This window comes from Amycolatopsis sp. VC5-11 (assembly GCF_037034185.1).
In the GTDB taxonomy this organism is placed as follows: domain Bacteria; phylum Actinomycetota; class Actinomycetes; order Mycobacteriales; family Pseudonocardiaceae; genus Amycolatopsis; species Amycolatopsis nivea.
On record NZ_JBAGKF010000031.1, the window covers coordinates 1 to 13,831 of the forward strand.

The window sequence follows — 13,831 nt, forward strand, 5'->3', positions numbered from 1 at the left end:
ATCGGCTGCGGTAGAGGGCTGGGTGCCTTGAGGGTTGGGTGGATCGCCTGCGGGGGCGTGGCTGGGTGCCTTGATGGTTGGGTGGATCGGCTGCGGTTGGGGCTGGATGCCTTGATGGTTGGGTACACCGGCTGCGGGTCGGTCGGGGCGGGGCTAGCGCCCCAATGTGGCATTGGGTGCATCTGACGCACCCAATGTGGCGTTCGGTGCGTGGGACGCACCCAATGCCGCATTGGGGCAGCAGGCCGGTGGGCGCGAGGCTGGCGGGGTGGGCCGTGAAGGGGTCCTTGAGGGAATCTGGTTCCCTCAAGGAGCCCTTCACAACCTTTGTCACCGTGCGCCGCCCGTCGTGGGGAGGGTGAAGCCTCGGCGAGTGCGGTGCGTGAAGCTGTCCCGGGTGATGGGGCGATCCGGCGGTTTCAGGTATCTGAACGCGCGCCCGTCGGATCCCAGTCATCGGATGTCTGTGCGGCTTTCCGGGTGAACAACTCTGGCTTTCGCTTGCTCTGTCTGGATATATTCCGCTGACCCCGCGCCTGCGGGAGCGAAACGTAATATGAATCCGGAGGGTGACATGGTCGGGGTGTCGCGGCGGACGGTGCTTCGATCGGTGTCGGTCGCTGCTGGGGCGGCGGCGTTCGGTGGGCTGTGGGCGCAGGGTGCGCCGCCGGGAGTGGCGGCGCAGCGCAATCCGCATCGGGATGTTGCGGTGGATGCGCGGATGCGCTGGCAGCGGTTGCCGAAGAATTGGCAGGAGGCGCCGTTTCTCGCCAACGGTTATCTCGGGGTGCAGGTCTACGCCGGGCAGACGCCGCAGGTGCTGAAGTTCATGCTCAGCCACACCCAGGTCCAGGACCAGCGCGTTCAGTGGGAAGCGGGGATCGGGCTGTCGCGGTTGCCGATCGGCGCGATCACGCTTGCCTTCGCCGGAGCGATCACGGGGGTCGACTGGACGCTCGACCTTTACAACGCGGAGCTCGGCGGCACCATCACTACGACGCGTGGGCAGGTCGCGTTTTCTGCGGTGGTGCACAACGATCTTGGTGTCTTGCTCGTCTCGCTCGACCCTAGTGCGGGCGAATCGGGGGCGACGTGGGGGTTCGCGCCGCTCGTGTCGGCGACGACGCGGACGGTGCGCAAGCCGCCGGAGTACACCGCGAATCCTGAGCCGGAGCAGGCGAGTGGGTACTGTGCGCAGCCGCTGATCGCCGGTGGTGGGTATACGACGGCGTGGCGGGAGAAGCGGGTCGGCACGAAGCGGTTGTTCGCGGCGGCGGTCGCGTATTCCTTCCCGCGGTCTACGCATACTCGCGACGCGGTGTCGTTGGTCGGGCGGACGCTCGCGATGAATCCGGATCTGCTGGTCGCCTGGCATCGTCGCTGGTGGAACGGCTTCCACGAGCGCAGTTTCGTGTCCGTGCCGGACAAGCAGGTCCAGCGGTTCTACTGGATCCAGCTTTACAAAATCGCCTCGGCGACCCGCAAGGACGGGCCGGTCACCGCCGAATGGGGGCCGTGGTTCCCGGAGGTCGGCAACAGCTGGACGGCGGTCTGGTGGAACCTGAACGTCCAGGTCACGTATCCGATCGTGAACAGCACCAACCATCCGGAGCTGGACGCGGTCACCGAAACGTTCCGCCGCGATCATGCGAACTTGGAGGTGTCGGTTCCGCCCGCGTACCGGGACGGCGACACTTACGCGCTTTCGCATCCGGGGGACTGGCGGCTGCGGCCCGGCGGCGTGCGGACGGTCGGCGTGCCGGGGACTACGTCCAAAACGGACCAGACCGGGAACCTGTTGTGGGGCTTGCACAATGTCTGGCTCGCGTACCGCCATCACCTCGACCAGTCGGTGCTGCGCGACGTGCTCTACCCGACGCTCGCCAAGGCGCTCAACTTCTACCGGCACTTCCTCTTCACCGGACCGGACGGCCTCCTGCACCTGCCGCTCACCCGGTCGCCGGAGTACGCCGACGCGGCCGATTGCACGTATGACCTGTCGCTGATCCGCTGGGCCGCGACGACGTTGGTCGAGTCCGCGCGGATCCTGCGATTGAACGAGCCGCGCGTGCCGATGTGGCGGGAGATCGCGGCGAAACTCGTTCCGTACCATGAGGATCCGGCCGAGGGCGTGCTGATCGGCGACGGCGTCCGGCTCGCTGCTTCGCATCGGCACTTCTCGCATTTGCTGTGGCTGTACCCGCTGCGGGAGCGCAATTGGGAGCGTCCGGCCGATCGGGACATCATGACCCGCACTTTCCGGCATTGGGCGGCGGATCAGTCGGCGTGGCACGGCTACAGTTACGCGGCCGCGTCGTCGATGAACTCGGTGATGGAGCAGCCTGAGGAAGCGTTGCGGTACTTGAAGTTCTTCCTCGATCGGAACATCGTCGCGGACACTGAGCTGACCGCGAACACGATGTACCGCGAGGGCTCGAACTTCGCCATCGAAAGCCCGATCACTGCCGCGCAGTCCGTTGTGGACATGCTGCTGCAAGGGTCTGGGGGAGTGGTGAAGGCGTTCCCGTCGGTGTCGGCGAAGTGGCCGGACGCGTCGATCGCCGGGCTGCGTACCGAGGGCGCGTTCCTGGTGGACGCGTCGCGGCGGCGCGGTGCGACGGAGTTCGTGCGGGTGCATAGCGAAGCTGGTGCGCCGTTGGTGCTTGATCATGGCATAGACGGCGAGATCGACGTGCGTGATCAATGGGGTCGGCGGTTGCCGTGGCGGTCGGTTGGGGCGCGGCGGATCACGGTGGAGTTGCGGCGCGGGAGCACGGTCACCGTTACCCCGCGCGGTGGTCGTCCGGACTTCGGGCCGCGTGACGTTCCTTCGCTGGGTGCTGTTCCGGCCTGGGGTTTGCCTGACTAGAAAAACGAGGAGGCTGGCGGACATGGACATCTCGCGCCGGACAGTGCTCGGCGGAGCGCTCGCCGGGATCGCCGCCGGAGCGGTCGGGCTGCCGCGGGCCAGTGCGGCGGAACTGGGCCGCGACGGCGTCGACTGGGCGGATTTCCTGGCGACCGCGGACCTGCGCTGGCGGCGGATGCCGAAGACCTGGTACGAGGGACCGTTCCTGGGCAACGGTTTCCTCGGCTCCGGCATCTACGCCGAACCCGGGCGCAACGCGGTCCGCTTCAACGTCCAGCACAGCCAGGTGCAGGACCACCGGCCGCAGTTCGGGTCGCTGTTCGGCCTGGCGCGGCTGCCGATCGGGTACTTCACGCTCGAACCGGTCGGCGCGATCACCGGGCTCGACTGGCGGCTCGACGTCTGGAACGCCGAACTCTCCGGCACGATCACCACCGCGGCGGGCAGTCTGGAGCTGCGTGCGATCGTCCACACCGGACAGTCGCTGCTCGCGGTGGAGGTGCGGCCGTCCGAGGGAGAACGCGGTTTCCAGTGGGTGTTCCATCCGGCGAAGGCGATCAGCCCGCGCGCTGACCCGGTGTGGAAGAAGCCGCCGCCGGACGGATACGTGGAGAATCCCCCGGCCCAGCTGCAGCAGGCTGGCGACGCGCACCTCGCGGTCCAGCCGCTGCTTGCGGGCGGCGAGCACGTGACGGCCTGGCGCGAGGTCACCCGGGGCAGTGCGCGGACGCTGTACACGTCGGTCGCGTGGTCGCATCCGGAGAAGACCTCGGCGGTCCGCGCGTTGCACACGGTGCGGCGCGCGAGCACGCTGGACGTGCTGACCTGGGACCACCGCCGCTGGTGGCACGATTACTACCGGCGCAGCTTCCTGTCCATTCCGGACACTCGGCTGCAGAGTTTCTACTGGATCCAGCTGTACAAAGTCGCGTCGGCCGCGCGCCGGGAAGCGCCGGTGATGGCGACTTCCGGGCCGTGGCTGGAAAACACGCCGTGGCCCGCGACGTGGTGGAACCTCAACGTGCAGCTGGAATACTGGCTGATCCAGGGCTCCAATCACCTCGAACTCGACGCGGTCAGCTACGCGCTCGGCAAGTACCGCGACCGGCTCACCAGCCAGGTCGCGCAGCCGTACCAGGCCGACTCCGCGGGCATCCCGCGCACCACCGACATGACGCTGCTCAACGGTCTCGCCGATTCCACCAGCGGCTACCCGGTCGGCATCCCGGGCAAGGACACTCCGACACCCGAGGTCGGCAACCTCACCTGGGCACTGCACAACGTCTGGCTGTCCTACCGGCACACGATGGACCGCCAGCTGCTCCGAGACACGCTGTTCCCGTTGCTGCGCAAGGCGATCAACTACTACCTGCACTTCCTCGCCGCCGGCGCGGACGGCCGGCTGCATCTCCCGGCGACCTTCTCCCCGGAGTACGGCGTGAACGCGCCGGACACCAATTACGACCTCGCCCTGATCCGCTGGGGTTGCAAGACGCTGCTGGACACCGCCCGCGAGCTGCGCATCGCCGACCCGCTGGCGGGGAAGTGGCAGCAGGTGCTCGCCACACTCACCGATTACCCGGCCGACGAGAACGGCTATATGATCGGCGCGGGCGTCCCGTTCGCGAAATCGCACCGGCATTACTCGCATCTGCTGCAGATCTATCCGCTTTACGAGATCACCTGGGAACAGCCGGAGCACCGCAAGATCATCGAAACGTCGCTCAACCACTGGGTCGGCTTCGAAGGTGCGTTGCAGGGCTACACGTTCACCGGGGCCGCGTCGATTTCCGCGCAGATGCTGCGCGGCGAGAAGGCCGCGTATTACCTTGGCGAACTGCAAAAGCGGTATATCCAGCCGAACACGATGTACAAGGAATCCGGTCCGGTCATCGAAACGCCGTTGTCCGCGGCGAAATCCATGCAGGACATGCTGGTGCAGAGCTGGGGCGGCGTCATCCGGCTGTTCCCGGCGGTGCCGGAGGCGTGGGGCGACATCGCGCTGCGCGACTTCCGGACCGAAGGCGCTTTCTTGCTCAGCGCTTCCCGCGTCGGCGGGAAAACGCGCTGGCTGAAGGTGCACAGCGAAGCCGGTGCGCCGTGTGTCCTGCGCCCGGGCATCGACGGCGAGTTGACGGTGACGGACGCGCACGGCCGTCCGCGGCGCTGGCGGCGGTTGGCGAACGGAGACGTGCAGGTCGATCTCGGACGCGGTCAGGACGCGTATGTCTGCCGCCGCGGCGACCGGCCGGACTTCACGGTCCGGCCGGTCGCGCCAGGCGGGGCGAGCGATCCGTGGGGGATGCCGTGAGTCAACGGTCCAGGAGCTTGCGAAGTGCTTCCGGCAGGCCGGTTCCGGCGGCCGCGTGCCGCCAGGCGACGTACCCGTCCGGCCGGATCAGGAGACAGCCGTCTTCCTCGATCCCGCTGATCCGCGCCCAGTCGCCGTAGGAATCGCGCGCCTCGGGCGAACCGATGGTCACCACCCGGAGGTCCAGCCCGAGGTCCGCACCGGCCTTCGCGGCGGCGTCCCGCCAGGCGCCGCCGGTGAGTCCGGTGAGGACAGTCCACCTGCCGCGGCCGACGAGGTCCAGTGTGGACACTCGGCGGCCGTCCGGGCCGACGAGCCAGACGTGCGGCAGTTTCGCGCCCGGCGTGGTCGTCGGACGGTGGTACAGCTCGTGATCCCGGTCCGCAGCGGGCTCGACGCCGTCCGGGAGCACCGCGGCCGAGACATACCGCTGGTCCATTTCCACGCCGTGCGCGTTGAACTCGTAGTTCTTCAGCTCGATCGCCGCCTGCAGTTGCTTGCGCCGCAACGCTCCGTCCCCGGTCGGGGCGGTGCAGGCGGCGAGACCGGCGGTGATGGCGTCCGCGTCGGAGTCGCCGTCGATGCCGAGCGCGGCGAAGATCGGCCCGAACTGGTCGCGGCTGAGGTTCGCCCGGTCCACGATCTGCTTGCCGACCGGGGCGCGCTCGGCGCTGTAGCTGTCGAGAAGTCCTTCGCCCGCCTCGCCGCGGACGACCATCGCGAGTTTCCACGCCAGGTTGTACGCGTCCTGCACCGAGGTGTTGGACCCGAGCCCGTTCGACGGCGGATGCCGGTGCACCGCGTCGCCCGCGCAGAAAACGCGGCCGGACGAGTACTGCGTGGCGTAGCTGTGGTTGACCGTCCACAGCGAAGTCGAGGTGATCTCCACCGGCAGACCGAGATCCCCGACGAGGTCGCGGACGATCCGGGCCGCTTCCTCGGCGGTCACGTCGGGCGGCGGCTGTGCGATGTCGTAACCCCAGGTCAGCAGCCATTCGTTCCACGGCCGGACCATCCGCACCAGACCCATCCCGATGCCGCCGAGGTGCGCGCCGGGCCGCATCACCCAGTACAGCACGCTCGGCCGGTGCGCGACGTGCTCGGAAAGATCGGCGGTGAAGGTGATGTTCATGCTGCCGGCCTTGCCGGACTGGCCGTCGATCGGCAGCCCGGCCTGCTCGGCGACGCGGCTGCGGGCACCGTCCGCGCCGATCAGGTAGCGGGCGCGGAGGGGGAACTCGTCGCCGCGGACCCGGTCCCGCAGCCGCGCGGTCACCCCGTCGGCGTCTTGGGTGAAGTCGAGGAATTCCGTGTCCAGGCGCAGTTTCGCGCCGCGAGCGGCGGCGTTCGCGGCCAGGATCGGTTCCAGATAGGTCTGCGGCAGGTCGATCATGTGGCACGGGCTCGCCGCCGCGTACTCGGCGGCCGAGCGATCGGCGGTGCCCCAGCTCGCGATCCGGCCGATTTCCTCGCCGACGAGCGACGTGCACAGCACGGTGTCGCCCATCAGCTCCGGGGGAGTGCCTTGCGCGAGCGCCTGGTCTTCGATGCCGAGGTCGCGCAGGACTTCCATGGTCCGCTGGTTGGTGATGTGCGCGCGGGGCGTGTGCGCCATCCAGCCGTACTTGGTCGCGAGCACGGTGCGCACGCCGTAGGTCGCGAGCAGCAGCGCGGCCGAACCGCCTGCCGGGCCGCTGCCGACCACGAGGACATCGGTGTCATAGCTGGTCATGGTGGGTTCCCGGGGAGATGCGGAAGGTGAAATCGAGGCGGCGCCAGGGTTCGCGCCCGTCCGGCGCGGTGCCGGTCTGCTCGGCGAAGTCGACGATCAGGCCGTCCTTCACGCCGAACACGGTGTCCGAATCGAGGTAGTCGCCGCCGCGGACGAACAGCTGGGTCACGAGCGTGCGGTAGCCCGGTTTGGCGATCATGAAGTGCACGTGCGGCGCGCGGTAGGGATGCCGTTCGGTCGCGGCCAGCATGCCGCCGACCGGGCCGTCGTCCGGGATCGGGTACGCCGACGGCACGATCGTCCAGAACCGCAGCCTGCCTTCGGCGTCGGTGCGGAACCGGGCGCGCAGCACCGGACCGTTCAGATCGGGCAGCTGGACGTCGTAGAAACCGTCCTCATTGGACTGCCAGACGTCCACGACCGCGTCCGGCACCGGAGTCCCGTCCGGTTCGGTCACCTGGACGTCCGTCCACAGTGGAGTTCCCGGAAGCCCTTCGGCGAGATCCGCGCCCTGCTCGGTTTCCGGCGGGCCTTCGACGTAGAACGGGCCCAGCACGGCCGACGGCGTGGTGTCCGGCGTGCGCGAGTTCGTGAGCACGTCGGCCACGCTCGAAACGCCGAGGGTGTCCGACAGCAGGATGAACTCCTGCCGCGTGTCCGAGCTGATCTGCCCGGTGCGGGTGAGGAAGCCGATGGCGTACTCCCACTCCTCCTGAGTGAGATCGGTGCGCACGACGTACGAATGCAGGGTGCGGACCAGCTCGGACAGCAGTTCGCGCAACCGAGCGTCCGGTGTGTTGGCGAAACTGTCCACGACCTCCTGCGTGAGGCCGCGCAGATCCGGCGGCGTGCCTTCAGCGGGGGTCGGCCGGATGCCGGACCACGCACGCCGCAGCAGATCCTCGATGCCGTCGCGGGTGAGTTCGCGCGGATTCGGATACGGCGCGGCGGTGGCCAACTCGGCGGCCTTGGCGAGATCGCCTTCGGCCAGACCGATTTCGGCCAGCGAATGCGGTACCGGCAGGCTGGCGATCAGATCGAACACGGCGGTCGGCGCGTCCGGCGCGCCGAGCGCTTCGGCGATCCGCCGCATCGCTTCTGGAGCGTTCGGCGCGTTGTACGCCATGGCGTGCGGGAGGACGATCGTGTGCGTTTCCGCGTGCGGCAGCCCGAAACTGCCGCCGAGGGTGTGGCACAGCTTGTGGTGCAAGCCCATCCCGACCGAACCCAGGCACGAACCGGCCAGCCACGCGGCCCGCAGCGCGTCTGTCCGAGCGTCCACATCGGACGGATCGGCGGCGATCTGCGGCAGCGCGGCGGCGAGCAGCCGGATCGCCTCCAGGGCGAACTGGTCGACGATCGGATTCGCCTGCGCCGAGTAGAGCGCCTCGACCGCGTGCGCCATCGCGTTGACTCCGCTGGTCAGCGAGGTCGGCACGGGCAGGCCGAGAGTGAGGTCGACGTCGTACACGACCACCTCGGGCAGCACCTTCGGCGACGACTGGGTGGTCTTGCGGCCGTTCTCGGTCTGGCCGACCACCGGCGTCATCTCCGACCCGGCGTACGTGGTCGGAACGATGATCTGCGGGATGTCGGTGCGGAGCGCGAGCGCTTTGGCCAGCCCGGTCGCGGATCCGCCGCCGATCGCGACGACGCAGTCCACGGAGTGCTCGGTGACCAGCGCGAGCGCGCGTTCGGTGACCTCGACCGGGGTGTGCATGGCGGGCTCGCCGAAGCGGGCGGCGAGCCGCGGGCCGAGCGCCCCGGCCGTCCGGTCGGCTGCCTCGGCGGCGGACTTCCCGGCCACCAGCAGCACTCGGCCAGCCCCGAGCCGCTGCACCTCGTCGGGAACGACGGCGAGCGTGCCGCTGCCGAACACGACCCGGGCCGGGTTGGCGGTGTAGGTGAACATCGATGGTCCTTCCACGCGGGTACGTCGAGTATCCGGGCGGAGGAGAGACCGCGCCTGCACAGACGTGCTGAGCGGACTGCACGAAACGCGCGTCAGCCGTCCCGGCGAAGCGCGGCGGGCGTGGTGCCCAGCTGGGCGCGCAGGACCCGCGTGAGGTGTTCCTGGTGGGAGAAACCGCAGCGCACGGCGATGTCCGCGATCGGTTCGGTGCCGGTCCGCAGCAGCAATCCGGCCTGCTCCACGCGCAGTCGCAGCAGGTACCGGTGCGGCGGCAGCCCGGTGCGCGCCTTGAACCGCCGGGCGAACCGGCTGACGCTCAGCCCGGCCGCCGCGGCGAGTTCGTCGAGGCCGAGCGGTTCGGCGAGGCGTTCGTCCATCAGTTCGCGCACCTGGGCGAACTGCCGATCGGTCAGCGCCTCGACCGGCCTCGCCGCCGCGGGCGCGCTCCGGCCGGCCCGGTGCTGGCGGGCGAGCTGCGCGGCGACGAGGGTGCTGAGCTGATCCGCGTACGCGCGAGCGCCCGGCTCCCACTCGCGCACGACGCGGTCGAGCGCGAGAACGAGCTGTTCGAGCAGAGGATCGACGCTGCCGAGCTCGTCGGCCAGCTGGATCGGAGCGTCCGATCCGGCGGCCTCCTGCACCGCCGAATCCGGCAGGTAGACGTGCAGCGTGTCGAGCTCGCCGCCGAGTTCCACCGACAGTTCCTGGTGCGAGGGCTGGAGAAAAAGCCCGCCCGCCGGGATCCGCCTGCTGCGCTCGCCGGGGGTCCCGACGCCGCGGCGGACCGTGACCGGACCGGCGAGGTGCAGGATCAGCTGGTGCGTGCGCGCGGGCCCGAACTCCGCGCGATACGGCCGTTCGCGCTGTTTGGACAGGTAGATCCGGTCCCAGCCGAGACCCGCGCTGGTGCGTTCCGGGCGGATCCACGGCAGGGAAAGGATGCCGTTCGTGTCGGCAGGCCCGAGCTCGCCCACGGCGTCCTCCTCCTTGAGGGTCCCGTGGGCGAGGGTACCTCTCAGAGCGGGTTGAACACGCCCAGCGGCGCGGTGCAGAACGGCCCGCCGACGTACTCGGCGGCGGCCCCGGTCGGCGCGGGCTTGTCCGCCAGCTGCTCGGCGTAGACCTCGGCGTTGTCGTGCGACTTGTAGCCCAGCGCCTCGGCCTCGGCGAGCGAGTAGACGCGGCGGGTGTTGTCCGAGACGCCCCAGATCATCCGGTAGCCCGGCGACGGCGCGCTCAGGCAGGCCTCGAACAGCCGCGCTCCGTCGTCCGGCGACAACCAGCTGGTCAGCCCACGGATGCCGAGCGGCAGCGGGGTCTCGAAACACGAGCCGATGCGGATGACGATCACGTCCATGTCGAAGCGCGACGCGTACAGGCTGCCCAGCGCTTCGATGGCGGCTTTGCTTACGCCGTAATAAGTGTCCGGCCGGGTGCTGGAGTCGGCGGGCAGCCCGTGCTCGCCCGCGTCGGCGTTCCGGCGGAAGCCGACGGCGTGGTTGCTCGACGCGAGCACGACCCGGCGGATCCCGGCTTCGCGGGCGGCTTCGAGGACGGTGTGCGTGCCGTTGATGTTGACGTCGAGGGTGGCGTCCCAGGAGGCCTCGCGGCTGAGCCCGCCCAGGTGGATCACCGCGTCCGCGCCCGCGCAGGCGGCGGCCATCGCCTCGGGGTCGGTCACCGAGCCGGTCACGATCTCGACCGCTTCGCCGTCCTCGGCGGCGGGCTGCTCGGCGAGGTCGAGCAGGCGCAGCACCCGGCCTTCCCGGCGCAGCCGCGGCCGCATCAGGGTGCCGACGACGCCGGCCGATCCGGTGATCAGCACACGCTGGTCTGGCATGGAGTTCCTCTCACGAAAGCCCGCGGACGGGCGACACGGTGGCGGCGGTCAGCGGATTCCGGCGCGGCGCAGCTGCTGGCCGAGCTCGGCGGTGGTTTCGGCCAGCAGCTCGCCGACGCGTTCGACGTCGGCGTCGGTGACCTTGCCCAGCGGCATCGAGCAGCTCATCGCGTCGGTGCCGGGGATGCGGTACGGGATCACCGCGGCCACGCAGCGCACGCCAAGGGTGCCTTCTTCGATCTCGGCGGCGTACCCGCGTTCCCGGGTGCGCGCGAGGTCGGCGTGCAGCGCGTCGAGCGTGGTGATGGTGTTCGGGGTGAGCGCGACCAGCTCGTCGGGCATGAGCGCCTCGACCTCTTCGTGGGTCAGCTCGGCGAGCAGGGCCTTGCCCAGCGCGGTCGCGTGCGTGGGCAGCGTGCGGCCGACGCGCGAGATGAGGTGCGTGGAGTGCTGCGACTCGCGCGTCTCCAGGTAGACGACCTCGGTGCCGTTGCGGCGCGCGAAATGCGCGGTGAAGCCGGTCTTCTCGCGGATGCGCTCCAAAGCTTCGGTGGCGTAGGGGACGATCGCGTCGCGGTCGAGGTACGCGGTGCCGCAGATCAGCGCGCGCACGCCGAGCCGGTAGCGCGCGGAGTTCGCGTCGGCCTCCAGCCAGCCCGCGTCCAGCAGGGTGCGCAGCAGACCGTGCAGACTGGAGCGGGGGAACCCGGTGCGCGCATGGAGATCCGACAGCGACAGCCACACGTCGTTCGCGGCGAACGTCTCGATCAGGTCGATGGCGCGCCGCGCCGACTTCACGCCCGCGGACTCAGCGGGAGCGGTGGCGGGGTCCGTCTTCTGCGCCATGCGCGTCCTCCAACCGGGCCGTTGACTTGTGAGTCCGGCCATATTAGCGTCCCGAACAGCGTTCTTGTGGGTGAACATAGTCACGATAACAGACTCCATTCAAGAATGTGAACATTGGAGCAGAAACTGATGGCACAGACCGAAATCGAGCTGGACGGCTTGCTGGCGTTCCCGCTGACCCCCTTCACCGAAGACCTCGAGATCAACCTCGACGGGTTCGCGGAGAACGTGGAGAGCCACATCGCCGCCGGTGCGGGCGCGCTGTTCGTCGCGTGCGGCACCGGGGAGTTCAGCTCGCTGTCGGTCGACGAGGTCGCCGCGCTGCTGGCCAAGGCGCGCGAAGTCGCGAACGGCCGGGTGCCGGTGTGGGTCGGCGCCGGCGGCGGTGCGGCCGGTGCGCGCGCGGGCGTCGCGGCGGCGCAGGCGGGCAACGCCGACGGGGTGTTGCTGCTCCCGCCGTACCTGGTCACCGGGCCGCAGGACGGGCTGGTCGACTACGTGCGCTACGCGGTCGGCGACACGTCGGTCCCGGTGATCGTCTACCACCGCAGCACCGGCGTCTTCACCGCGCCGACCGCGGCGAAGCTGCTGGACATCCCGTCGGTGGTCGGCATCAAGGACGGCTACGGCGACGTCGAAACGATGACCCGGATCGTCACCACGATCCGCGCGCTCGGCACGCAGCGGTCCGCGGACTTCTTGTTCTTCAACGGGTTGCCGACCGCTGAGGTGTCCGCGAAGGCGTACGCGGCGGCAGGCGTCGCGCGCTACTCCTCGGCGGTGCACTGCTTCGCGCCGGAAATCGCGCACCGGTTCCACCGCGCGCTCGCGGAGAACGACGACGCGACGATGGACGCGCTGCTCGCCGGGTTCTACCTGCCGCTGGTGGCGTTGCGCGACGAGACGCCCGGCTTCGCGGTGTCGCTGGTCAAGGCCGCTGCCCGGCTGCGCGGCGACAAGGTCGGCACGGTCCGGCCGCCGTTGATCGAGCCGACGCCGGAGCAGATCGACCGGCTGGGCAAGGTCGTCGAGAACGGTTTCGCCGTGCTGAAAGGCCTCTGATGAAGATCCGGGACGTAGTGCTGACCCCGGTCGCCTTCGCGGACGCACCGCTGCTCAACGTGATGGGCGTGCACGAACCGTTCGCGTTGCGCAGCGTGGTCCAGGTGGTGTGCGACGACGGCGTGGTCGGCCTCGGCGAGTCTTACGGCGACGCGGCGTTCCTCGGCGAGGTGCGCAAGGTGCTGCCGGAACTGGCCGGACACGACATTTTCGACCTGCCGGGCCTCAAGCGGATCATCGCGCGCGAGCTGGCCGGAACCGTGCTGACCGACGAGCACGGCCTGATCGGCGGGTTCTCCATCCGCAAGACGATCGCCAGCGTGTACTCGCTGTTCGAGGTCGCCTGCCTGGACGCGCAAGGCCAGTTCCTCGGCTGTCCGGTCGCCGACCTGCTCGGCGGCAAGGCTCGCGACGCCGTCGACTTCTCCGCGTACCTGTTCTATAAGTACGGCGCGCATATCGGTGCGGACGAGGACAGCTGGGGCGACATCCTGACGCCGGAAGCGCTGGTCGGCTCGGCGAAGCGGATGGTCGACGAGTACGGGTTCCGCTCGATCAAGCTCAAGGGCGGGGTTTTCGCTCCGGAGCAAGAGATCGAGGGCATTCGCGCGCTGGCCGAAGCGTTCCCCGGGCATCCGCTGCGCATCGACCCGAACGCGGCGTGGACGCCCGAAACGAGCATCCGCGTGGCCGCCGAACTCGACGGAGTGCTGGAGTACCTCGAAGACCCGACGCCGGGCATCGAAGGCATGGCGCGTGTTGCGCGCGAGGCGAGCATGCCGTTGGCCACCAACATGTGCGTGGTGAACTTCGGCGACCTGGAGCCCGCGTTCCGGGCGCGCGCGATCGGCGTCCTGCTGTCCGACCACCACTTCTGGGGCGGCATGCGCGACACCCAGGCGCTGTCGGTGGCCTGCGAGAGCTTCGGCGTCGGGCTGTCCATGCACTCCAACAGCCACCTCGGGATCAGCCTCGCCGCGATGGTGCACGTCGCGGCCGCGACCCCGCACCTGACGTACGCCTGCGACACGCACTGGCCGTGGAAGACTGCCGACGTGATCGAACCGGGCGTGCTGAATTTTGTCGACGGAGCGGTGGCGGTGCCGGACCGGCCCGGGCTCGGGATCACGCTGGACCAGGACGCGCTCGCCAGGGCGCACGAGGACTATGTCCGATGTGGACTGACCAAACGGGACGATGTGACGTACATGCGCAAGTACACGCCCGGTTTCGAGCCGAACACGGCGAGGTGGTGAACC

At 69.4% G+C, this 13,831-nt stretch carries 9 protein-coding genes; 4 read left to right on the forward strand and 5 right to left on the reverse strand.

Annotated features, from left to right (window positions below; genetic code table 11):
- Positions 1-574 precede the first annotated feature (574 nt).
- Both WA670_RS43090 and WA670_RS43095 read left to right on the forward strand, forming a co-directional pair.
- Positions 575-2,869 (forward strand): glycosyl hydrolase family 95 catalytic domain-containing protein, encoded by a 2,295-nt coding sequence (locus WA670_RS43090; RefSeq protein WP_336161929.1) that lies wholly within the window; start codon positions 575-577, stop codon positions 2,867-2,869.
- Positions 2,870-2,891: 22 nt separating this feature from the next.
- A complete protein-coding gene (locus WA670_RS43095; protein ID WP_336161931.1) occupies positions 2,892-5,180 on the forward strand; it encodes a glycosyl hydrolase family 95 catalytic domain-containing protein in 2,289 nt (762 codons plus the stop codon).
- Position 5,181: 1 nt separating this feature from the next.
- Here WA670_RS43095 and WA670_RS43100 read toward each other — a convergent pair whose 3' ends face one another.
- The 5 genes from WA670_RS43100 to WA670_RS43120 form a co-directional block, all read right to left on the reverse strand.
- Positions 5,182-6,912, reverse strand: a complete 1,731-nt coding sequence (locus WA670_RS43100; protein WP_336161933.1) for an FAD-dependent oxidoreductase — start codon at positions 6,910-6,912, stop codon at positions 5,182-5,184.
- Complete coding sequence (locus WA670_RS43105; protein ID WP_336161934.1) at positions 6,899-8,824, reverse strand: maleylacetate reductase and hydroxyquinol 1,2-dioxygenase domain-containing protein; 1,926 nt, start codon at positions 8,822-8,824, stop codon at positions 6,899-6,901. The genes WA670_RS43100 and WA670_RS43105 overlap by 14 nt, the downstream gene beginning before the upstream one ends.
- 92 nt (positions 8,825-8,916) lie before the next feature.
- Positions 8,917-9,798: a helix-turn-helix domain-containing protein gene (locus WA670_RS43110; protein WP_043830118.1), complete on the reverse strand. Its 882-nt coding sequence runs from the start codon at positions 9,796-9,798 to the stop codon at positions 8,917-8,919.
- A 41-nt stretch (positions 9,799-9,839) separates the two neighbouring features.
- Complete coding sequence (locus WA670_RS43115; RefSeq protein WP_238605696.1) at positions 9,840-10,664, reverse strand: NAD-dependent epimerase/dehydratase family protein; 825 nt, start codon at positions 10,662-10,664, stop codon at positions 9,840-9,842.
- A 48-nt stretch (positions 10,665-10,712) separates the two neighbouring features.
- The gene (locus tag WA670_RS43120) at positions 10,713-11,510 is read right to left on the reverse strand and encodes an IclR family transcriptional regulator (protein WP_037815491.1); all 798 of its coding nucleotides are present in this window, start codon (positions 11,508-11,510) and stop codon (positions 10,713-10,715) included.
- Positions 11,511-11,639: 129 nt separating this feature from the next.
- Between WA670_RS43120 and WA670_RS43125 the strand changes: the two genes are divergently transcribed.
- Both WA670_RS43125 and WA670_RS43130 read left to right on the forward strand, forming a co-directional pair.
- On the forward strand, positions 11,640-12,572 hold the full coding sequence (locus WA670_RS43125) for a 5-dehydro-4-deoxyglucarate dehydratase (RefSeq protein ID WP_336161938.1): 933 nt from the start codon (positions 11,640-11,642) through the stop codon (positions 12,570-12,572).
- On the forward strand, positions 12,572-13,828 hold the full coding sequence (locus WA670_RS43130; RefSeq protein ID WP_336161939.1) for a glucarate dehydratase family protein: 1,257 nt from the start codon (positions 12,572-12,574) through the stop codon (positions 13,826-13,828). Before WA670_RS43125 ends, WA670_RS43130 begins: the two co-directional genes overlap by 1 nt.
- The last annotated feature ends 3 nt before the right edge of the window (positions 13,829-13,831 follow it).